Annotated in this window: 24 protein-coding genes and 1 other RNA gene; 22 read left to right on the top strand and 3 right to left on the bottom strand. The window is 49.6% G+C overall.

Annotation, left to right across the window (positions count from 1 at the left end; translation table 11 throughout):
- Nucleotides 1-61 precede the first annotated feature (61 nt).
- The 19 genes from ACN0TT_RS10945 (at nucleotide 62) to ACN0TT_RS10855 (ending at nucleotide 13520) form a co-directional block, all read left to right on the top strand.
- A complete protein-coding gene (locus ACN0TT_RS10945; protein ID WP_417762185.1) occupies nucleotides 62-532 on the top strand; it encodes a head completion/stabilization protein in 471 nt (156 codons plus the stop codon).
- Entirely contained in the window at nucleotides 529-1014 is a 486-nt protein-coding gene (locus ACN0TT_RS10940; RefSeq protein ID WP_417762184.1) for a phage tail protein, read from the top strand. The genes ACN0TT_RS10945 and ACN0TT_RS10940 overlap by 4 nt, the downstream gene beginning before the upstream one ends.
- The gene (locus ACN0TT_RS10935; RefSeq protein WP_417762183.1) at nucleotides 1011-1664 is read left to right on the top strand and encodes a hypothetical protein; all 654 of its coding nucleotides are present in this window, start codon (nucleotides 1011-1013) and stop codon (nucleotides 1662-1664) included. The genes ACN0TT_RS10940 and ACN0TT_RS10935 overlap by 4 nt, the downstream gene beginning before the upstream one ends.
- A gap of 4 nt (nucleotides 1665-1668) precedes the next feature.
- Nucleotides 1669-2775: a DUF2586 domain-containing protein gene (locus ACN0TT_RS10930; protein WP_417762182.1), complete on the top strand. Its 1107-nt coding sequence runs from the start codon at nucleotides 1669-1671 to the stop codon at nucleotides 2773-2775.
- Nucleotides 2776-2786: 11 nt separating this feature from the next.
- Nucleotides 2787-3236 (top strand): phage protein, encoded by a 450-nt coding sequence (locus ACN0TT_RS10925; RefSeq protein ID WP_417762181.1) that lies wholly within the window; start codon nucleotides 2787-2789, stop codon nucleotides 3234-3236.
- A gap of 7 nt (nucleotides 3237-3243) precedes the next feature.
- A complete protein-coding gene (locus tag ACN0TT_RS10920) occupies nucleotides 3244-3450 on the top strand; it encodes a TraR/DksA C4-type zinc finger protein (protein WP_417762180.1) in 207 nt (68 codons plus the stop codon).
- A complete protein-coding gene (locus ACN0TT_RS10915; RefSeq protein WP_417762179.1) occupies nucleotides 3437-3994 on the top strand; it encodes a glycoside hydrolase family 108 protein in 558 nt (185 codons plus the stop codon). The genes ACN0TT_RS10920 and ACN0TT_RS10915 overlap by 14 nt, the downstream gene beginning before the upstream one ends.
- A 9-nt stretch (nucleotides 3995-4003) precedes the next feature.
- The gene (locus ACN0TT_RS10910) at nucleotides 4004-4552 is read left to right on the top strand and encodes a hypothetical protein (RefSeq protein ID WP_417762178.1); all 549 of its coding nucleotides are present in this window, start codon (nucleotides 4004-4006) and stop codon (nucleotides 4550-4552) included.
- 2 nt (nucleotides 4553-4554) lie between these two features.
- On the top strand, nucleotides 4555-4797 hold the full coding sequence (locus tag ACN0TT_RS10905) for a hypothetical protein (RefSeq protein WP_417762177.1): 243 nt from the start codon (nucleotides 4555-4557) through the stop codon (nucleotides 4795-4797).
- A complete protein-coding gene (locus tag ACN0TT_RS10900; protein ID WP_417762176.1) occupies nucleotides 4794-5057 on the top strand; it encodes a putative phage tail assembly chaperone in 264 nt (87 codons plus the stop codon). The genes ACN0TT_RS10905 and ACN0TT_RS10900 overlap by 4 nt, the downstream gene beginning before the upstream one ends.
- A gap of 62 nt (nucleotides 5058-5119) precedes the next feature.
- Entirely contained in the window at nucleotides 5120-5245 is a 126-nt protein-coding gene (locus ACN0TT_RS10895) for a DUF6890 family protein (RefSeq protein ID WP_417762175.1), read from the top strand.
- 21 nt (nucleotides 5246-5266) lie between these two features.
- Entirely contained in the window at nucleotides 5267-7009 is a 1743-nt protein-coding gene (locus tag ACN0TT_RS10890; protein ID WP_417762174.1) for a phage tail tape measure protein, read from the top strand.
- A complete protein-coding gene (locus ACN0TT_RS10885) occupies nucleotides 7006-7344 on the top strand; it encodes a DUF2590 family protein (RefSeq protein WP_417762173.1) in 339 nt (112 codons plus the stop codon). The genes ACN0TT_RS10890 and ACN0TT_RS10885 overlap by 4 nt, the downstream gene beginning before the upstream one ends.
- Before the next feature lie 2 nt (nucleotides 7345-7346).
- On the top strand, nucleotides 7347-8555 hold the full coding sequence (locus tag ACN0TT_RS10880; RefSeq protein ID WP_417762172.1) for a baseplate J/gp47 family protein: 1209 nt from the start codon (nucleotides 7347-7349) through the stop codon (nucleotides 8553-8555).
- Nucleotides 8552-9181 (top strand): phage tail protein, encoded by a 630-nt coding sequence (locus tag ACN0TT_RS10875; protein WP_417762171.1) that lies wholly within the window; start codon nucleotides 8552-8554, stop codon nucleotides 9179-9181. Before ACN0TT_RS10880 ends, ACN0TT_RS10875 begins: the two co-directional genes overlap by 4 nt.
- Nucleotides 9182-9193: 12 nt before the next feature.
- Entirely contained in the window at nucleotides 9194-11608 is a 2415-nt protein-coding gene (locus tag ACN0TT_RS10870) for a phage tail protein (RefSeq protein WP_417762170.1), read from the top strand.
- The gene (locus ACN0TT_RS10865; RefSeq protein ID WP_417762169.1) at nucleotides 11605-12087 is read left to right on the top strand and encodes an adenine glycosylase; all 483 of its coding nucleotides are present in this window, start codon (nucleotides 11605-11607) and stop codon (nucleotides 12085-12087) included. The genes ACN0TT_RS10870 and ACN0TT_RS10865 overlap by 4 nt, the downstream gene beginning before the upstream one ends.
- Complete coding sequence (locus ACN0TT_RS10860) at nucleotides 12087-12776, top strand: hypothetical protein (protein WP_417762168.1); 690 nt, start codon at nucleotides 12087-12089, stop codon at nucleotides 12774-12776. Before ACN0TT_RS10865 ends, ACN0TT_RS10860 begins: the two co-directional genes overlap by 1 nt.
- Nucleotides 12777-12779: 3 nt before the next feature.
- Nucleotides 12780-13520, top strand: coding sequence for a hypothetical protein (locus tag ACN0TT_RS10855; RefSeq protein WP_417762167.1), 741 nt, complete (start codon nucleotides 12780-12782; stop codon nucleotides 13518-13520).
- A gap of 579 nt (nucleotides 13521-14099) precedes the next feature.
- Here the strand turns inward: ACN0TT_RS10855 and ssrA are convergent.
- Nucleotides 14100-14454, bottom strand: a transfer-messenger RNA (tmRNA) gene (gene ssrA, locus ACN0TT_RS10850).
- 104 nt (nucleotides 14455-14558) lie between these two features.
- Nucleotides 14559-15041 (bottom strand): SsrA-binding protein SmpB, encoded by a 483-nt coding sequence (gene smpB / locus ACN0TT_RS10845; RefSeq protein ID WP_417762166.1) that lies wholly within the window; start codon nucleotides 15039-15041, stop codon nucleotides 14559-14561.
- A 184-nt stretch (nucleotides 15042-15225) separates the two neighbouring features.
- Here smpB and ACN0TT_RS10840 point away from each other — a divergent pair, with 184 nt between their 5' ends.
- Nucleotides 15226-15663, top strand: a complete 438-nt coding sequence (locus ACN0TT_RS10840; protein WP_417762165.1) for an SRPBCC family protein — start codon at nucleotides 15226-15228, stop codon at nucleotides 15661-15663.
- Between the two features lie 4 nt (nucleotides 15664-15667).
- On the top strand, nucleotides 15668-15982 hold the full coding sequence (locus ACN0TT_RS10835) for an RnfH family protein (RefSeq protein ID WP_417762235.1): 315 nt from the start codon (nucleotides 15668-15670) through the stop codon (nucleotides 15980-15982).
- A 61-nt stretch (nucleotides 15983-16043) separates the two neighbouring features.
- Here ACN0TT_RS10835 and ACN0TT_RS10830 read toward each other — a convergent pair whose 3' ends face one another.
- Nucleotides 16044-16568: an outer membrane protein assembly factor BamE gene (locus tag ACN0TT_RS10830; protein ID WP_417762234.1), complete on the bottom strand. Its 525-nt coding sequence runs from the start codon at nucleotides 16566-16568 to the stop codon at nucleotides 16044-16046.
- Between the two features lie 485 nt (nucleotides 16569-17053).
- Here ACN0TT_RS10830 and ACN0TT_RS10825 point away from each other — a divergent pair, with 485 nt between their 5' ends.
- Nucleotides 17054-18832 carry a monovalent cation:proton antiporter-2 (CPA2) family protein gene (locus ACN0TT_RS10825; protein WP_417762164.1) on the top strand — a complete coding sequence of 593 codons (1779 nt, stop codon included), beginning with the start codon at nucleotides 17054-17056 and terminating at the stop codon, nucleotides 18830-18832.
- Nucleotides 18833-19927: the final 1095 nt, after the last annotated feature.

Here is a 19927-nt window from a genome sequence, read left to right as displayed (position 1 = left end):
GTGACTGGAAAAACCACTGTGATGGCAACGGCTCTGAACCCAATCAAACGCAGGTGAGCAAATGGGCTTTGGATTTGACGGACAAACGCAAGCAGCAATCGAAGTAGACAGCGAAAGCCAATGGCCCACGCTGAATACGGGCGATTTTCGCGCGCACCGCAGAGTACCAGAGTTTTACGAAGAGGCTGCAATTGCCGACTCGCTCACCCGCAGTGCCATGGAAGTGCAGCAGCAGTTGCTTGGCATGCTTAATGATTTAGATCCAGAAGCAGCAGCGCCCCTGACCCTTGCAACCGATGAAGCGGGGTTGCAGTACGTGGCTTTCACCACGCAACAGGCCAGCGTATACAAAGGCGCAGTTTACGCCCGCAGTCACGCCGACCTGTTGGGGTATTTTTCTACCGTTGACCAGCGCGAAGCTGGCAACAACAAAGCCCAAGATGTGCCACAGCAAAACGCCATGTTAGCGCAATCAAACCGCGCCATTCGCACTTTACTTAACCTTGGCCGCTGCGGGGTGCATTCGCTATGACGCAAACCACCACCAAATTGCAGCTGCTGTGCCAATACCTGCTCAACCAAATGCAACCAATGATCAGGCCTAACCAGCTGGACGCATGGCAAGAACGCGGCCAACTGATCATGAACGGCGAAGACTTGGGCAATGAGGGATTCTTGGTCGCCAACTGGCGCTATACCGCCGTAATCCAAATTGAACAACTGCCACAAAAGCGGTTTGACCCATACAACCTGCTAGCAATGGTTGCCGCATGGATTAGCGAAAACGACTACCAGCGTGACGATTACAGCATGCCAGATGCCGACATCGATATTGACGAGATTAGTAGCGACAACGTTACCGTCACCATCGAACTGCAGCTGCAAGATGATGTGCAGATCATCCCTGATGAAACGGGGCCAATCATATACAACGGTGAACGTTACCGCGTTGCTATCGTCCAGATTGATGTGGCTGAAACCGCCGAGTTTCAGCAAAAAGGCGGTGCAGCATGAGCCTGAAAATTACGCCTAACGCTGCCCAAGCGCTTGACCTGAAAACACAGCTAACTTTGCTGCAACTGCCAGCCAACAAGCGCACCCGTATTTTAAAAACGCTTGGCCGCTACGAGCGCGCCCAAGCACGCGCACGCATTAAGCGCCAACAAGCGCTAGAAGGCGGCAGCTTTACACCGCGCGCCAACGGCAAAAAAGGCAAGATGCTCAAGCGCCTTGGCCGCACCTTAGAGCCATACGTTAAAAACGCTGATCGCCTCGAACTCAAACACAAGAACGCGCTCACTGGCCGCATTGCCGCACTGCAACAAGAGGGCGGCGAAGAAACCATGACCGCATCAAAAATGCGCCGCATCCACGGCCAGCCAGATTATGACGCACCAGCTAGCCGCGCACAGGCCAAAGCACTGAGCGCCGAGGGCTACAAAGTCCGTAAGAAAAAAGGCGGCTGGCGCCGCGCCAGCATCCGCGAAATACAAGACACGCTCACCGTAGGCAAAGCAGGCGTGATCTTGCGCTCAATGCGCGACAGCAAATCACAGCAGCGTTGGAACATACCCGTACCAGCGCGGCCATTTTTAGGCGACTACACCACCAACGTGCAGCGCGAACTCATGCAGATTATTCAACAAGTACAGAAACGAGGTTAACCCCATGGCAACAGGTAAGGTACAAGTTAACAATCTCAACCTCGGGCAAGGGGCAGCCACCGAGATTGAACGCCATCTATTATTCATCGGCCGCGCAGGCAGTGCGGAAGAAGAAAGCCAACTGTTTAGCGTTAACGCATCCAGTGACTTAGAAACACTGCTAGCAGACAGCAGCTTACGTGACCAAGTGATCGCCGCGCAGTTGAACGCTGGGCAGAACTGGACCGCTGCCGTTTACCCACTGGCAGACGGTGAAACCGTATTTGACGCCATCGACCACGCCAACGAAGTGCAGAGCTTTGAGGGGGTAGCGGTATGTGATGTGCAAACCACCCAAGAGCAGATCACCGCCATCTACGACAAAGTTTTTTCAATGCCTGCCAGCGCTGGCCGTTGGAACTTTGCCTTAATTGCCGTGCCGGGCATTGATCCTGCCGCGCAAACGTGGCCGCAGTATGAAGCCGCTATGGTCACACTGCAAGACGGCATTAAAGCCGAACTGGTATCACTCACGCCGCAGCTTAACGGCAACAACGTTGGTGTGGTCGCTGGCCGTTTATCTGACCGCAGCGTCAGTGTTGCTGACAGCCCAATGCGCGTAGCCACTGGCGGCGTGAAAGGCCTTGGCAGCATGCCAGTGGATAGCACCGGCACACCGCTATCAATGGCAACGTTAGAAACCTTAGCCACCAATCGTTTTAGCGTGCCGCAATGGTACAACGACTATGACGGCATCTACTGGGCAGATTGCGCCATGCTCGATGCCGAGGGCGGCGACTACCAAGTGATCGAGAACGTGCGCGTGGTGCACAAAGCTAGCCGCCGCATTCGCCTGCTTGCCATTCAGCGCATTGCTAACCGTGTGCTTAACAGCACGCCGAACAGCATTGAGTTGAACAAAGCCTATTTCATGAAGCCACTGCGCGACATGAGCAAGTCAACCACCATCAACGGCATTGTGTTCCCAGGCGAAGTCGAACCGCCACAAGCGGATGACATTGAAATTACGTGGACCAGCAAAACCGCCGTGGTGATTAGCATCACCATCCGCCCATACAACTCCCCTAAATCGATCACCGTGAATATCGCGCTCGATTTAAGCGCTGAATAGGAGCCAGCAACATGCGTTTATCTGGAATGAATTTTAACGTCAACATGGGTGATCTACTGGTGAATGTAGACACCGCCACTTTGACGATTACTGACAACAGCGCAGTAAGCATAACCAGCGGCGTGCCAGATGGTTATGTAGATGGTGATGTGTCAGCTACTGGAGAACTGAACCTAAACGCCAGCAACTTCAACTTGATCAGCGAAGCCGCTCAGCGCGCCGGTGCATGGCGAGCTATGGAAACGTTCGACATCATGTTTTATGGCAAAACGCAAAAAGACGAGCTGAAAGTTGAAGCCTTTGGTTGCCGCATCAAGCTGAGCGATATCTTGGATATCGACAAAAAAGGCGGTCAAGCCAGCCTGTTCAAAGTCCCGTTTGATGTGACCAGCCCTGACTTTGTGCACATCAATGGCGTGCCGTACCTGCGGCCAGAAGAAATTGAAAACATTCAGCAGTAAATAGCCCATGGATGATGCGGACAGAGTAGTAAGGCTGCAAGAGCAACAGGAACAACAGCGACTGCAGCACAGACAGCAAAGGCCAGCGGCACCAAGCCGCAGCCATTGCGCCGAATGTGGCGACCAGATACCAGCACCACGCCGCCAAGCGATACAAGGCGTGCAGTTGTGTATCAGTTGCCAAGAGTGGAGCGAACGCCATGCAAGTAAGTGAACTAAAAGCAGGCTTAATTGATGCGCTGATCATCCGTGAGGGCGGTTACAGCAACCGCAAAAATGATCGCGGCGGCGCAACACGTTACGGCATTACCGAAGCCACCGCGCGCCGCCATGGTTATGAGGGTGATATGGCGAACTTGCCGTATGACTTAGCCGTGGATATCTACGCCAGCGAGTTTTGGCAATCGCTAAAGCTAGACAGCATTGGCGACATTAGCCAGCCACTTGCCGTGCAGCTGTTTGACTTTGGCGTGAACTCAGCACCAAAGAACGCCGCCACACAGCTGCAACTGTTGCTTAACGTGCTGAACGATGAACAGCGCCTATATGCCGACTTAACCGTAGACGGCATTTTAGGCAGCAAAACCATTGCCGCACTGACAGCTTACCAACGTGCACGCGGTAACGATGGCATGACCATTTTAACCGAAGCATTACGCGCACTACGCATTAGCTTTTGCGTAGACATTGCCATTAACGATGCAAGCCAAGAAGAAAACATCTTTGGTTGGCTTAGCCGCATCGTGCACTTGAACTAGGGGCAACGCATGGACTGGAAAGACATTGCAGGCACCGTTGGCAAAGTTGCCGCCACCGTGGCACCGCTGTTGGGTGGTCCTGTAGGCGTAGCCGCTAGCATCGGCGCCCAAATTGCTGGGGCTATTGGCTCAGATAACACGCCAGAGGCCGTGGCGCAGGCACTGCAAACACCTGATGCCGCACTCAAGCTGCAACAGTGGGCGCACGAAGAACGCGAGCAAATCCGCCAAGGCCACATAAGGATGCAAGAACTCGACGTTGAGCAGCACAAAGCAGATTTAGCTGATCGCCAAAATGCGCGCACTGAACACCAAGACCACTGGATGCCATCAGCCATCACTTTGGCATTGTTAGCGGCGGTATGCATTCCGCTGGGCATGCTGTTTTTTGTCTCACCGCCAACAGGCTCTAACCAGCTGATCTTGGTAGTGCTGGGTTATCTGCTGCCGAAGCTGTCAGACGCCATTAGTTACTGGGTTGGCGGTATGAAAGACGGCGAGAACAAAGACAAGCTGATCAGTTCAGTAATGACCAAATTCACCGGGAATAAGGGATAGACATGGATCTTGCTACCACCATCGCCATGCTTGGCCTGATTTTTACCGTTGTTGTGCCGCTGGTTGGCTGGTTAGCAAAGAGCATTGCCACAACAAAACAAGATTTAAGCGACCACAAAACCAAAGTCGCTGAAACCTATGCCACCAAAGACGACGTGCGCGACCTTGGCGACCGCTTAGAACGCCAAATGAACACCGGCTTTGAAAGCATCAAAGACTTAATCACCAATAGGAAAGCATCATGAGCCAGAAAATTGTTTTAACCGCAGCGGGTAACGATCTGTCATTCACCGTAGACAACGAGGCGTACAACGCCCTAGTGAACGAAATGATGCCCGATAACAAAGTGGCACCAAACCACAACTTTGCCATGCGCACAGTGGACGCAGACAGCAAAGAAGAACTGAAAGCGCTATTCGACAAACACCCTGGTGCAGCGTTGCAAATTGGTAGCGCTTTGGCCGCTGAGTTCGCACCGCAACTGGCGATCACTGTAAAAAAATAGAAGCGCTGGTCGAGGCGATTGACGGCAATGGCATTGAACAACTGCTGATATTACGCCGCCACTTGCTGCCGCATGAAGACGACAGCGAACAAAGCCTTGCCAGAGCCAGTTGGTTGTACAAGCGCCAGCGCGAAGAGTTAGAAGCAATCATCATCAACGGTATTGGCCGAGCGTTCAGCGGCCGATAGTGGGGAGCAAGCAGGAACACCATGCTACCGAACCAGTTAAATTTCATCGTCAGCCTGACGGACCAGATCACCAAGCCGATTGCTAACATCAGTAAGCAATTTAACGGCTTGGCGTCTAACTATCAGGCTGGCAGCATGAAGATGATGACGGGCGCGGCTGGCGTGGGCAGCGCTTGGCTGGCAACCACCAACGCACTGCGGCCAGCGATGGAAATGGACGCCGCATTAGGTGAAGTTAACTCGCTTGGCGTGCAGCAATCAGCGCTTAAGCAGCTAGCAAATACCGCTTACGACTACGCCACCCAATACGGCGGCAGTGCCACAGATTTTGTGAAATCCAGCTATGACATTCAATCCGCTATTACCGGGCTAAACGATAGCGAACTCAGCCGCTTTACCATGGCGTCTAACGTGTTGGCAAAAGGCACCAAGGCAGACGCTGCCACCATTACCAACTACATGGGCACTATGTACGGCATTTTTAAAAACAATGCCTTGGCAATGGGTAAAAGTAACTGGGTTGAGCAAGTCACCGGCATGACGGCCAGCGCTGTGCAGATGTTCAAAACCACTGGTGCAGAAATGTCGGGCGCGTTCACCAGCCTTGGCGCCGATGCGCAAAGCGCTGGTATCAGCATGAATGAGCAAATGGCCGTTCTCGGTACACTGCAAGCCACTATGAGCGGTAGCGAAGCCGGTACAAAATACCGTGCGTTCTTAGCTGGTGTGGGTAAAGCGCAAAAAGCCCTTGGCTTAACCTTTACCGACAGCAACGGCCGCTTGCTGCCGATGATGGATATTCTGCAAAAAATTAAAGGTGCCTATGGTGACACCATTGACCAAGCGGAAAGCGACAGCTTAGCCGCGGCGTTTGGTTCGCAAGAAGCGTCGGGCATGCTCAAACTGCTGCTGAATGACGTAACCGGCTTAGGCGACAGCATTAACACCCTTGGCAAAATCAAAGGCATGGACCAAGCCACCAAAATGGCGCAATCCATGACACAACAAAGCGACCGCTTAGCACAAAGCTGGTACGTGATCCGCGCAGCATTCGGCACCGCCATTTTACCAACCGTGAACGACTTTTTAGGCGGCTTTGCCGACATGAGCAAAAGCGTTGTCGCATTCACCCAAGAACACCCTGTACTGACCAAGGCGCTAGGCTACACCGCGCTAGCGATTGCGGGTTTAGTTGCCTTGGGCGGTATGTTCACCATCGCCGTGGGTGCGGCCAACATGGCAATGGTCACATGGGGCGTAGCAACCACCACATTTAGTTTAATAGCCGGTGGTCTTTCATCCGCGCTTGGCGGGTTACGCGCCATCATGTTCGCCCTAAATATTGTGATGTGGGCTAACCCAATCATGCTGATTGTTGGCGGCATTGTGGCAGCGATTGCCGCAGTAGGGCTGCTGATTTACTACTGGGATGACCTAAAAGCCGCCATGAGCGAGTGGGGGTGGCTCAACAAATTAAAAACCATGTTTGCTGGGGTAATCAACTGGATTATCGACAAGCTGAACATGATCCCCGGCATTGATATTGACAAAATTTCGATGGGTGCAGAGTCACCAGCAACGCCGCCTGCATCACCGCAGGTTGCGGCCATTTCACCGTTACAGCCGCAATTCCAACAAGGCGGCGTAAGCCAGCAAATCAGCAACGCCAACAGCCAGAAATCAACCCAAGTGGGAACGGTAAACGTGTACCCACAAAAAGGCGATAGCGCCAACTTTATGAACTATGTCGAGATGCGCTCATGAGTACCTATACCGATTTATGGATTAACAACGGTGATGTGGTGCTAGACAACGGCCATAACCCGCAGTACCTGACAGACCGCGCCGTGATCGCCCAAGACATAGTGCACGCCATTATTGAAACAGGCTTAGCGGTACTGCTGACAGCTGACCGTGGCACCGGCGTAAATGGTGACACGCAAACCCGCATCAAACTGCTGGTTGAAGATGATGTAAGGGTAATGCCGGGCACGGTGCGGGTAGAACAAACAGCCAACGGCACTTGGTGGGTTTATGCCGACACTATCGAGTTTGGCAGCGTATCGGCACAGATAACCACAAGCGCAGAGGTAGCATAAAGATGGCTGAAATCGACTTTAAAAAGATTGTTGAAGATGCAGGCATCCCGACCACAGAGGAAGGATGGCAAGCCCTGTTTTTGCAAGATGTGCAAGCCGAGGGCAGCGCCATCAACAACAACTCAAGCTTTTCACCATTCTGGCGCTTGATCAGCAAACTGATTGCTAAACCTGCGGTATGGGTGATTAACAACGTGTTGATCGCCAAAGTGATGCCAAACATGTTTTTAAAAACCGCCACTGACCGCGATTTTATTGAATCAAAAGTGGATGAATACGGCGTAACACCAAAAGCAGAAAGCAAATTGCTCGGGCATATTCGCTTTAACCGCGCTGCCAGCAGTGGCCCAAGCCTGTTGATTGAAAAAGACACCGTAATCCAAACCGACGCCATTAACGGAGAGGTTTACCGCGTATTGGTTGTTGAAGATACTTTGTTGCCGCTTAACGCCACCACAGTGCAAGTGCCTGTGATAGCCGAGTTTGCAGGGGCAGCTTACAACCTTGCCGGTGGTTACTTTCACATTCTGCCAGAAGCGGTGACAGGCATTGGCAGCGTAACTAACGATGACGACTGGATTGACACCGCTGGCGCCGACGCAGAAACCAATGACGAACTCAAAGAGCGGTCACGCAATGCGTTTACTGCGGCAGCACCGTGGCACATTGACGCCGTTTATCGCGCCATGCTGACAGAACGCGCCGGCATTAACACAGACAACATATTTTTTGAACATGACGCACCGCGCGGCCCCGGCACCGCCAACGCCTACATTTTGTTAGATAGCGGCGAACCATCAGCCGCCATGCTGGAAGATTTAAACCAGTACGTTACCGCAGGCGGTTACCACGGCCACGGCGATGACATGAAGGTAATGGCACTGCCAAGCACTGAGGTAAACCTCAGCGTCACCATTTACCCACGCGCTGATCTGCTAGCCGATGAACTGGCCGCACTGTTTGGCGACGAAGAAACCGCAGGCAATGCAGAGAACTTGATCCGCTGCGCATTCCGCGAAAACACCAACTACAGCGATGTAGTGACAACGACCAAGCCAAGCAGCCGCTTTAGCTTTAGCCGCTTAGGCCAAGAACTGCATGACGAATTTGACGGTATCGACTCCATTAACTGGGGGCAGGGTGACATTACCAGCGGGTTGAATATACCGCGCATTGGCACGCTGACCATCATCAACGGGGCGACAGCATGAGCTGGCAAGACGTAGCAGACACCATCACCAAGCTGCATTACTGGCTAGCAAAGCCGGGCAGCGAACTGCAAAAGCTGCGGCGTGCTGCCGTGCGTTTTTGGCAGCGGGTAGAGGCCGCCTTTACGTGGACAACACAACAAATCGACCCAATGACAGCCCAGCTTGCATTAGTCGATTTGCTCGCATGGGAACGAAACGTAGAGCGCATTGCCAGCGAAACAGAATGGCAATACCGCACCCGCGTAAGGTACGCCCTGCCATTTGCTAAAGGCGCAGGCATGACAGCCGGTTGGCTGGATATGTTTGAAAAGCTAGGCATGGGACACATCACCATTAATGAGCGGGTAGAGAACATCGATTTTGATGTAGTGATCTTGCAGCTGCTGGATTCAGACGTAGGCACCAACCAAGACATTATTAACTACATTTGCCGCCGTTATGGCAGAACAACGCGGCGCTATCAGTATTCAACCGTCACCGTACAAACACACATGTTGGCGGCAGCGTCATTTGATTATCAAAGCAGTTTTGATGTGATAACAGCGAGAACAGACGTTGGCAATTACATCGGGTTTTTTTCAATGGATAACGATTCACAACTAGCCATTGTTGGCATGAGATATTAAGAGGACTTCAAAATGGCTCAAGACTTAACCTTTGCAGGCGAAAACCTATTAGCGCAAAAAGCCCAACAAAGACAGCCGCTAATTGTCGACACATTTATTTTTGCATACATTGCAGGGTTAAACCCAGACGCACCGATTGACCGCAACGAGGGGTTGCCTGCGGTTGCTAATCGAGTGCATACCCAACCAGTGAGCCAATATGGACGCATCGGAGATAACACCGTTGTTTATAGCACAGTGCTAAACAGCTTAACTGGACCGTTTCAGTTTAACTGGGTTGGGCTGTATTCAAGCACTGATGATGTTTTATTTGCAGTGCAGCATATACCGACAGTACCGAAAACAGTGACTAATGGCGGTGAAGCGGGAAATACATTAAACCGCAATATTGGCATTGCTTACAGCGGAATTGCTGAAATTACCAACATCAGCGTGGATGCAGCAACATGGCAGTTGGACTTCAATAAACGCTTGCTTGGCATGGACGAACTGCACCGCCAATTAGCGGCAGATATGAACGGCCAAGACTGGTTTATTGATGACGGTTTTTTAGTGGTGCCGGGCGCCAGCGCCAACAGCTTTAACGTAACAGCTGGCGCGGGGTATGTTTCAGGCCTGCGCGTATCGCTTGATGCTGTTCAGGAAGTGGTAGTAAGCAGCTATCCGCAATTTATTTATGTCGATGCATGGTTTGAGGGAACCAACGATAGCGTGTGGAAACCACAGCTACAGTTCACCGTGTCAAATGCTGAACTTGACGACTACACAGACGCAAGCGGGGTTAACCATTACCTGTGCAAAATTGCGCAAGTGACTGCTGCTAATTCTGTGATTGATTTGAGAGAAAAAAACGACCTAAGACAGGGAATAGATAGCGCAACAGAATTAATGATCGCTAATGGACTAGCAAAGAAAACAAAAACAGCACCTGAAATCGGCAAATTAATGGCAACTGGGATTGTGCAAAAGTTTGCGTGTGTTGGCGATTCAACATTTTGGGGAGCAACCGCAGGAAATCTTGAGGTGCAAGCACTATATAATCCTCCAGCAACGCTGCGGGGGATTATTCAGACACTGTTCAACATCAATTGTCCTGTAGATAATCTGGCGATCTCTGGTTCAACACTAAGAGGCATGATTTCAGGAACGGACGGAAGCGGCAGCACATTTTCAGATAAGTTTGCATCAGGAGGCGCATTATCTGGGGTTGACGTAGTGTTTTGTAACCACGGGATTAATGATTCTCAACTTGGGTTAGATATTAATCAGTATAGAGATGACTTAATGTCATTTGTATCAACATGTAAAGCTAATGGCGCTACACCTGTTTTAGTTACACCAAGCCCAAACTTGCTAGGAATTAGCGGCATGATCGATGAATCTAAAAACAGGTCACTAATGCATTTTGTAGAAGTAATGCGCTTTGTTGCTGAACAGATGTCAGTAGATTTAGTTGATCAGTTTTACTATTGGTCAAAATCGTTCAAAAAGATTAGAGCTGCAACAATCATCCCAGATGGTGTGCATATGCAAGATATTGGATATCTACAATCAGGGTGTAACCTTTTAATTCCTTTTATTTCAGCGCCAACACTTTACAAAAAAGGTGAGTTTGCAGGTCTTTGGCAAAACACTTTTTATGACGACGGTGATGTTAACAGAGCATTGACATATCACGCAGAAAGCATTGTCGGAACTTTTTTACAGTTTGACGCAAGCGCGGCAGGGGAGAGAAAAGTAATATTCCCATTTATCACTGATGATACATTCGACGAGATATCAATTTTAGGTAATGAGTCAGAAACAGCAGCAAAATGCACATTGCAATTTACCAATTTGCTTGGTATTGGACAGTTTTACTATAACAATAAACAGTTTGGTGATAACACAGCAGACAACTGGACGTCAGAATACAAAATCCGTAGACAGCTGTTTTCTGGTTTAAACATACTTGTTTTAACAATAAATTCGAATGATGTTGGCGCAGGACAAACTCTATATTTTGGTGGAGTTAAGACTGGAGAGACAACATACTCTGATTCTATTAATGGGTCATCATACCCACACGAGCCTCTTGGGTTATATGATTATGTCACCATCTCAAACTTTAACTTTCAGGATGGAACGGAGCTAAAGTTAAACGACATGTCAGGAGAAAAAATTGCGAGTCTAGTAGTGTCTGGAACAACTATTAGCTGCAAGTTTTTTAAAAACGGTCAAGAGATATTCTCTAATGACATGTCGGTAACTTTTGAATACGGCCGATATGATGTTCATATTCTATGGGATCAGAATACCGTAAACTTTAACGTAGGCGAGCAATATTACTACAGCGGTAACGCGGCGTTTCAGGTGCCAAATTATGCCATTGGGAACAACTGCTCATACAAAGTTAGGCCATCAATCGTATCAAGTCACGCACTATGAAATTACAACTAGACGCTAACATCATCAGGCTAAAATCAATGCGGATAACCGCAGGGGTTGAACTGGCATCGCAAGATGCCAGCGGCCAAACATCGTCAACTAACACGGCGGAAACAGGTATTAAGCCAAAGACGCTGAATGTTAGCGCCATGCTGCCATTTACCGATGAAAACATACTCAGTCAGCTTTTTAGCATGGCGGAGTCGCTCACCGATGGCGCTCGCACGGTGTACCGCATCACAAATGCGACTGCATCAGCTATAGGTGTTAAGCAGGTGCGGTTTAATGGCCGGTTAGAAGCAACAGAGCAAGAAAGCACGCGCCAGTGGGCTATCTCATTTCAGTTGCAAGAATATCGCTCAGTGCCGCAAAAAACTGAAGAACGCTTGCCGCAGACTGCCGCAGTTGAGCAGGGCGGCAGTTCTGAACAATTCCAGTGGTCACGCATCCACGAGAACTTGCAGCAGGAACTTAGCTAATGGCTGGGCCTAATGCGAGATTTATCAGCCGAGCCACCATCAACGGCGAAAAAACAGAAATGTCACAGCACTGGATAGTGCTGAATGACAGCGCGCCGGGAACGTGCCAAATAACCATCAACACAGAACCACAGAGATTGCAGCAAGTGCAAGTTGATCTTGGCTGGGGTGACATGGTTTACCGGGTGTTTTCTGGCTTCATCGAGCGCTATCAAAAAACAGCAGATGGCTGGTTTACTGCCTTTTGCCGCGAGTACAGCGCTGTATTAGAAAAGGAAGTCAGCGTAATGCTGCGACACGCAACCATGCGGCAAGTGGTGGACGAAATAGCCAATCAAACAGGGTTGGCTTTTACGTTGCCTAATGCGGCTTATGTTGATAAAGCCATCCCATGCTTTTATGCGCACTCGACAGGTTTAGCTATGCTGCAGCAAATAGGCCGCAGCTTTCAAATTGCCGATTTCGTTTGGTACCAACAAGCCAACGGTGATATTTACTTGGGCAGTTACGCCAACAGCTTTTGGCAGGGGAAAGCACCCAACATACCGGTTGGACTAATGACTGATCATCAGGCGGCAAGGTCTGCCACCATGACAGCAGCGCCGCTGATTAGACCGCATGTAACGCTAAATGGTGAGCGATTAAAGCGGGTGGAATTTAAAGCCACTGAAATGACGCTGGAGTGGTAACCAATGGATAAAGTGATCCGCAAAATAGTTTGTCGCCTGTTTCCAGAGTTAACCGCGGGGTTACACCTACCGTGCTGGGGCCGAGTGGTTGAACTGCCAGAACTACCAACCCAATACGGCGACAGGCGCAGTGATCCATTCTATCCACGTTGGGCTGTTGATGTGCAGCTGCTGGACGCAAACGGCAGCGATACCAAAGACAAAGTATTGCAGGCGGTGCCACTACCACTACCCGGTGCAGGAGTTAAAGCTGGAACGATGCACCCGCCGGCCATTGGTGCCATTGTCGAAATTGGTTGGGCATATGGCCGAGCGGATAAGCCATTCATTCGCACAGTACTGCCATTCGGTTGGGACTTACCAGCTATCAAAGCAGGTGAGCACCGCACCCAAACGCGCGATGGTGTTTATCGTCATATTGATGATGTAGGCAACATCAACGACACCACAGACGAGAACATGACCGCCATCATTGGCAAACTGGCAGAACTGCAATGCCAAACACGCAAGGTTACTGCCAGCATCGAGCAAGACCATCGGTCACCTAAAACATGGCTAGGTAGCGATGGCGAGAACGTGCTCAAGTTGTTATCTGAGTTAATGGCAACAGTCAACGCCTTAGCTAGCACATGCGCAGAACATAACCACGGAAGTGGGCCAACTCCAAACCAAGCCGGTGACTTTTCATCACAAGCAGGCCAAGCCACCGCACAGAAAGCACGGCTAGACCCAATCACCAAGTAACACCACACCAAACCACATCATAACGGGTTCAGATTCCCAAAAGGGGAACTGAACCCGCGTCCGTATTTTATCTCGAGCACAGACATAACTAACGATGTTGGCCAACGCCACGGAATCGGCGCCAAGGAACTATTGCGCGACGAAATCCGCACTCTTCCTCCCCTCCTGCGCGGTTTTTGCCTTAAATTTTTTTCAGTTTTCGATTAGTGCAGTTCAATACGCCAGATACCGCCGTTACTAGGGCTTTGCAACGATCAAAGATCTGAAAAGATCGCGGTTTATTTCACTGTTTTGCAGTTATTTCACTTGATAAACGTCTTTTTAGATTTAGTAACGTGTTGTTTATGAATGTTTTTGTGTGGTTTACGTGGAGATTTTTAGCGAGTGTAGATTTTTTGAGATAAGCAAAAAGTGAGATCTGGCGCGCATTACAGCAAAAATAAAACTGAAATTTAGATTTGGCACCACGAAAACAGAAAAACTTTAGCGAACATCGCCACTTTTTATTTTTCCATCGCCACTTCATCGCCACTTAAAAGAAAAACGGGTTAGCAATGAATGCTAACCCGTTGTTTTTATTGGTGGAGGCGGCGGGACTTGAACCCGCGTCCGAAAAACCTACGCCCAAGGCACTACATGCTTAGTCTCTCTTTTGTTTAACCGATTGCACTCCGAAAGACAGGATTACAAGCGGTGAGTCCGGTACTATTTCGCGGTTCACCCCCGAACAAGGTTCCCTCGCTAGCACGATGTAGGATGACCATCTGATCCACTGCCCATGTGCAAGACGTGTGGTAGATGGCTAGCGGCATTAAGCTGCTAGAGCGTAGTTATCGTCGTTTGCAACTATAACTGTGCGGCTTTTTACGAGGCCAACCGCCCCTCGGCATGCTCCCGGAGTTTCGCGAATCCCGTCGAATCCAGAATCGCCCCCGAAATTACTTTCAATTGTAACCTGTTATATGGCGTTACACCAAGTTTTCAAGTTCAAATGACAACTGTTTGCTGGTTATCCGCGCAATCTGTGCAGATGGCCGATTATTTTTTCATTGCACGGGCTTTTTCAATCGCCCATTCACGCTCTTTAATATCAGCACGTTTGTCGTGTTCTTTCTTACCTTTACCCAAGCCAATCTCAACTTTTACCCAAGCACCTTTGCGCCAGTACATTGAGATAGCGACCAGAGCATAACCTTGGCGTTCAACCAAACCGGCTAACCGATCGAGTTCGCGGCGTTTAAGCAGCAGTTTACGCGGGCGGGTAGGGTCACAAACAACGTGGGTGGATGCGGTGTTCAACGGCACAATAGTGCAGTTGTGCATGTAAGCTTCGCCGTTTTTGATTTGGACGAAGGTATCCGACAGGTTAACTTTACCTGCGCGAATTGACTTCACTTCCCAACCCATAAGCGAAAGCCCCGCTTCGATTTTCTCGTCAAAGCGGTATTCAAAGGTGGCACGTTTATTCCGCGCAATAGATGCCGGAGTTGTACCTTTTTTGTTTGCATTCTTCTTAGCCATAGGCCCGCTATTATACGCAGGCTTTTGGCTTTTGGAATTGGCTAAGCTAAGTTTTTGTTGTTAACCGGATTAGTGCTGATTTGTCTGCTGGCTTTTTGTTCGTTTTAGCGGGCGGAGGTGCGTTTTTCTGTCTGCGTGTTACAATCGCGCACTTGTTATTTTCATCAAAGGTTGTTGGATAGTAATGCCTCATATCTCCCGTAATATTCTGGTGCGGTACAGTGCACAGCAGATGTACGATCTGGTTAATGATGTGGAATCTTACAAAGAGTTTTTGCCGGGATGTGTTGGCGGTAAAGTGCTGGAGTTTGATGGCCGCACTATGGTGGCGTCGGTAGATATCAGCAAGGCTGGGATCAGCAAAACCTTTACAACTCGCAACCAAGTTGTTGATGGTAAGAGTATTGAGCTGAAGCTTGAAAATGGCCCGTTCCGTCATTTGAACGGTACGTGGAAGTTTATTGAGTTGGCAGAAGATGCCTGCAAAGTTGAGTTCGAGTTAGATTTTGAATTTTCCAACAGTATTGTCGGCATGGCATTTGGCCGGGTGTTTAAGGAGTTGGTAAGTTCAATGGTGTCGGCGTTTACGGCAAGAGCCAAGGAGGTTTACGGTGGCAGATGAGCAGATGTTCCCCATTGATGTGATTTACGCTAAGCCTGAACAACAAAAAGTGATTACCGTGACAGTAACCAAAGGCACTACCTTTTATGAGGCGGTGAAGCAGAGCGGTATTGTGGCGTTTTTCCCTGAGATCGATTTAGACGACCTCAAGCTGGGCAGTTTTAGCCATCAGATGAAACCGGATGATGTGTTACAACCTGGGCAACGAATTGAGATTTATCGGCCGCTGATTGCTGATCCTAAAGAGGTGCGTCGTCGCCGTGCGGATAAAGCTAAAGAGGAAGGCCGCATCAATAAAACCACTGGTGCTAAGTTGTAACGCGGATAGCGGACATTAAAAAAAGCGCCTTGAGGCGCTTTTTTATTATCGAAACTGCGTGTTACTTGCCGCTGCTGTCTTTATCTTCAGGCTTGGCGTCATTCACTTGCGCTGGGCTTTCTTCTTCCACTAACGGTTTGACTTCAGCGCGGTCAGCTGGAACTTGCGGTGCTTCAGCTTCGCTATTGGCATTGGTTGGTACGTCTAGCAGTGCACTTTGTTCCAATGGCGTGCTGAACTCTGGGCTCAGTTCGTAATCACCGGTCACTGATGTCAGCTTGTCACCATCAAAATGTGCAATCAGCTCTTTGTGGATGATGGAAGCATCGCGGCCACTTTTATAGTGGTAAACGTAGTACCAAGTGTCGTCAGCGAAGCTGTCACGCAGCACTGGACGACCGAGGATAAACTCCACTTGGGTCTTAGTCATGTCGATACGGAGCTTTTCAACCTGTTGTTTCTCCATGTAGTTACCTTGTGGAATATCTGGCTTATAAACCAGCCAATCCATTACGCTACATGCACTTAGGGAGAGACTCAGCGTTATTGCGCCCATCAGGGCAAGACTTTGCTTTTTCATCAACATTGACAGCACTAGTTCCAAAAATTGTCGGCCATAATAACCAAGCCCCCCGTTGGTGACAAGGGGAGGGCGCATTGTTCGCACCTTTATGTGCTTGGTGCTGATTGGTTCGACCTACAGATGGCTAACTAGTTCTATTACTTCTTAAAAAATAATCTTGCTTGGTCAAGTTCTGGGCAGCGCATGGCGGGCAAGGGCTGGTGGTAATGTTATCGCGCGGCATTCGGGCTGTAACTTAGCTGTTATATCGGCGTCATTCAGTGTTGAGTGGTGGTTGGTGCAATGAAAAAAGTCAGATTTTTTTATTGAGGCCGTTTAATCCAGCGGTTACGAATATTATACTGAAGCCCCTACTGCTTCTGGACGCACAACACCCTGTCGGTTCAGTTTCTACAACCGTTCTATATGGCTCGCACCTCGCAGGTGGAGCGTTGTCGCGCCTGCTGTCTAGCACTCCATATTTACCACACTACACATGAGGAACCCTGATGGACCAGGATGGCTTATTTATTTCTATTTTGCTTTTCTTACTTGCGGCGGTGGTGATTGTGCCGTTAGGAAAACGTGTGGGGATTGGGCCAATTCTCTCTTACCTAGCTGCTGGCGTGTTGTTGGGGCCGGGCGGTGTGGCGATAGTATCAGAGCCAACCGAAGTACTGCACTTTGCAGAATTTGGCGTGGTGTTGATGCTGTTTATCATGGGGCTGCAACTTAGCCCGAGCAAATTGTGGGAACTGCGCAGTGCCATTTTGGGATTGGGGAGTGCCCAAGTGCTGGTGTCGTGGTTGCTGATCACGCTGCTGGCAATGCAGTTTGATGTGGCGCTGGCACCCGCAGTGGTGATTGGTGCCGCACTCAGTTTGTCGTCTACGGCGTTCTCGGTACAGTTGATGACCGAACGACGCTTGCTGGCAACACCTGTCGGCCGTGATGCTTTTGGCGTGCTGTTGATGCAAGACTTAGCGGTCATCCCAATGTTGCTGCTGACCACTTATTTAGCGCCAGATATGGCTGATGAAAGCAAACAAGCCGTGCCTTGGTTCCTCACCTTAGTAGCGCTAGCGGGCTTTGTGGTGGTTGGGCGTTATGTGTTACCAAAAGTCTTGTTCCTAGTAGCAGAGAGTGGCGTGCGGGAAGTGGTTACTGCGTTATCGCTGTTATTAGTGATGGGCAGTGCCTCTTTGATGGCCTGGTTAGGGCTTTCTGCCGGTATGGGCGCATTTTTGGCAGGGGTGATGTTGGCCAACTCTAGTTACCGCCATCAATTAGAAACCGATATTGAGCCGTTTAAAGGGTTATTGCTGGGGCTGTTTTTTATGGCTGTTGGCATGACGATGGATCTCAGCCTGATCTTCAAACAACCGCTGTTACTGCTGGGTGTGCTAGTGTCCATGCTAGTGATTAAAGCGCTGATCCTCACCATTGTTGGTAAGCTGCATAAACACAGTTGGCGGGCGGCGATTACTCTCGGTATTGTGTTGGCCGAAGGCGGCGAATTTGCTTTCGTGTTGTTGTCGCAGGCTCAGCTATCCGGATTAATGCCAGCCGAGCTGTCGCAGGCTTTAGTGTTGGTGATTGGTTTATCTATGGTGCTGACGCCGTTTTTGCTGAAGTTGTTGCGTACTGAGAAACGTAAAAGTGAAGATGCAAATCGTCCCGCAGATGCGATTAAGCCGCCATCAGATTGCGAAGTCGTGATTGCTGGTTTTGGCCGTATGGGGCAGATCACTGGCCGTATTCTTGCGTCATCCGAGATCCCCTTTGTGGCGTTAGATAAAGATGCCGAGCACGTGGATGTGGTGCGTCAGTTTGGCGGTGAAGTCTATTACGGCGATGCTAAGCGGTTAGATATGCTGTTGTCTGCCGGGCTCAATAAGGCGCGAGTGTTGTTAATTGCCGTGGATTCGGTGGAAGACTCGTTGCAGATTGTTGGTCAAGTGAAGGCACATTTTCCGCAAGTGAATATTATTGCTCGCGCCCGTGACCGTAATCATGCTTACCGTTTGATTGCACTTGGTGTGACCAATGTGTTCCGCGAGACTTTAGGCTCTGCGCTAAATGCCAGTGAGCAAGTGTTGCAAGCTTTGGGGATGCCACAACTGCAAGCTATCGAACGGGTGAAGATTTTTGCCGCACACGATAAAGCGCAGGTAGATGCCAGCGTGCAACATCGTGACGATTTAAAAGCGTTGATCCGCATTTCCAACCAAGGTCGCTCAGAATTAGCGAGCCTGATGCAACACGACCAAGATAATAAGGGGTTGTAAGCGAGCGCCGAGCATCGAGTCAGATTTATCCGCGCCATGCAGGCAAGGGCCATTCTCGGCGTTCGCCTGCAAATTTATATAACCGCATGCTCTGTCGAGCTACGAGCTACGAGCTACGAGCTACGAGCTACGAGCTACGAGCTACGAGCTACGAGCTACGAGCTACGGGCTATGAGCTACGGGCTAAGGGCTATGAGATAGGGGTTACGGGTTTCGAGTAGTTCAATATTAGACTTCAACCTTCAAGCTCGAATAGCCAATCTTGAGCACTAAACCTCGAATATCAAATCTCAAATTTCGAACACAAAATCTCAAACACCAAATCCCATACGGTGGCCTCAAGCCGCAATCCCCAATAACAGTGCCAGCACTTATTCCCCTGCTAATGTCGGTAACGTTTGCTGCCCATGTTTCAACGCTGCTGCGTAATGAGGCAAAAATGGATCTGTTAAGTTTACCGTCAACGGGCAGCTGCATTCAGCAATGTGCTCACAGTGTCTCGCCATACGGTGCAATGGCCGCCGTTTGCTTAGCTCTGTTCAGATGTGCAACGCCTGTGCTGCCGCAGGAAAGTCGTTTTTGCGCAGATTTTTAACACGGTCGGCGTGTGTTTATTGAGCCTCATTGCTCTTGTCGGACACATGAATAGCGGTGTTTTGGCGGCTTAGCGCTGAAAAGTGGGGTAAATTGAGTGAAAAATGCAGATTTTTAAAAATTTTTCGCAATTGACCAAAATAATTAGCGCTTTTGCGTGCTTTTTATCACGTTTTGTTTTGTGAAATTTTACAGGCAACCCGTAAAGTTGACGCACACGTAAACCAATTAGTGTGACAGCACTAATCTACTGCTTGTGTAATTTGACAAAACCTGTGGCTTTTAATGGCGTTAGCAGGTTGCCTCTTAGGTAACGCTAAAGCCGTTATTGCTAAATGAGAGTTGACGAGCTGGCTGGCTGGGTGTTTTTTAATCGTTACAGGTGTAATTAATCAACGTAATTAGCTTTTATTATTTTTTCTTGGTCAATAGATCTGACAACTTTACCCTTCAAAAGCTGTGAAATTTCACAGTTAAATTAAATCCAAAATTATCAGTCAA

It is taken from the genome of Shewanella sp., assembly GCF_048265805.1.
GTDB lineage: Bacteria > Pseudomonadota > Gammaproteobacteria > Enterobacterales > Shewanellaceae > Shewanella.
This window is presented reverse-complemented; position numbering and strand designations above follow the sequence as displayed.

Bases quoted from the DNA above. Each gene is read 5' to 3' on its own strand.
- ACN0TT_RS10935 (WP_417762183.1), top strand. From the start codon at position 1,011: ATGAGCCTGAAAATTACGCCTAACGCTGCCCAAGCGCTTGACCTGAAA.
- ACN0TT_RS10885 (WP_417762173.1), top strand. From the start codon at position 7,006: ATGAGTACCTATACCGATTTATGGATTAACAACGGTGATGTGGTGCTA.
- ACN0TT_RS10855 (WP_417762167.1), top strand. From the start codon at position 12,780: ATGGATAAAGTGATCCGCAAAATAGTTTGTCGCCTGTTTCCAGAGTTA.
- ACN0TT_RS10905 (WP_417762177.1), top strand. From the start codon at position 4,555: ATGGATCTTGCTACCACCATCGCCATGCTTGGCCTGATTTTTACCGTT.
- ACN0TT_RS10880 (WP_417762172.1), top strand. From the start codon at position 7,347: ATGGCTGAAATCGACTTTAAAAAGATTGTTGAAGATGCAGGCATCCCG.
- ACN0TT_RS10925 (WP_417762181.1), top strand. From the start codon at position 2,787: ATGCGTTTATCTGGAATGAATTTTAACGTCAACATGGGTGATCTACTG.
- ACN0TT_RS10840 (WP_417762165.1), top strand. From the start codon at position 15,226: ATGCCTCATATCTCCCGTAATATTCTGGTGCGGTACAGTGCACAGCAG.
- ACN0TT_RS10870 (WP_417762170.1), top strand. From the start codon at position 9,194: ATGGCTCAAGACTTAACCTTTGCAGGCGAAAACCTATTAGCGCAAAAA.
- ACN0TT_RS10860 (WP_417762168.1), top strand. From the start codon at position 12,087: ATGGCTGGGCCTAATGCGAGATTTATCAGCCGAGCCACCATCAACGGC.
- ACN0TT_RS10915 (WP_417762179.1), top strand. From the start codon at position 3,437: ATGCAAGTAAGTGAACTAAAAGCAGGCTTAATTGATGCGCTGATCATC.
- ACN0TT_RS10930 (WP_417762182.1), top strand. From the start codon at position 1,669: ATGGCAACAGGTAAGGTACAAGTTAACAATCTCAACCTCGGGCAAGGG.
- ACN0TT_RS10835 (WP_417762235.1), top strand. From the start codon at position 15,668: ATGTTCCCCATTGATGTGATTTACGCTAAGCCTGAACAACAAAAAGTG.
- ACN0TT_RS10920 (WP_417762180.1), top strand. From the start codon at position 3,244: ATGGATGATGCGGACAGAGTAGTAAGGCTGCAAGAGCAACAGGAACAA.
- ACN0TT_RS10865 (WP_417762169.1), top strand. From the start codon at position 11,605: ATGAAATTACAACTAGACGCTAACATCATCAGGCTAAAATCAATGCGG.
- ACN0TT_RS10940 (WP_417762184.1), top strand. From the start codon at position 529: ATGACGCAAACCACCACCAAATTGCAGCTGCTGTGCCAATACCTGCTC.
- ACN0TT_RS10875 (WP_417762171.1), top strand. From the start codon at position 8,552: ATGAGCTGGCAAGACGTAGCAGACACCATCACCAAGCTGCATTACTGG.
- ACN0TT_RS10900 (WP_417762176.1), top strand. From the start codon at position 4,794: ATGAGCCAGAAAATTGTTTTAACCGCAGCGGGTAACGATCTGTCATTC.
- ACN0TT_RS10910 (WP_417762178.1), top strand. From the start codon at position 4,004: ATGGACTGGAAAGACATTGCAGGCACCGTTGGCAAAGTTGCCGCCACC.
- ACN0TT_RS10830 (WP_417762234.1), bottom strand. From the start codon at position 16,568: ATGTTGATGAAAAAGCAAAGTCTTGCCCTGATGGGCGCAATAACGCTG.
- smpB (WP_417762166.1), bottom strand. From the start codon at position 15,041: ATGGCTAAGAAGAATGCAAACAAAAAAGGTACAACTCCGGCATCTATT.
- ACN0TT_RS10890 (WP_417762174.1), top strand. From the start codon at position 5,267: ATGCTACCGAACCAGTTAAATTTCATCGTCAGCCTGACGGACCAGATC.
- ACN0TT_RS10825 (WP_417762164.1), top strand. From the start codon at position 17,054: ATGGACCAGGATGGCTTATTTATTTCTATTTTGCTTTTCTTACTTGCG.
- ACN0TT_RS10945 (WP_417762185.1), top strand. From the start codon at position 62: ATGGGCTTTGGATTTGACGGACAAACGCAAGCAGCAATCGAAGTAGAC.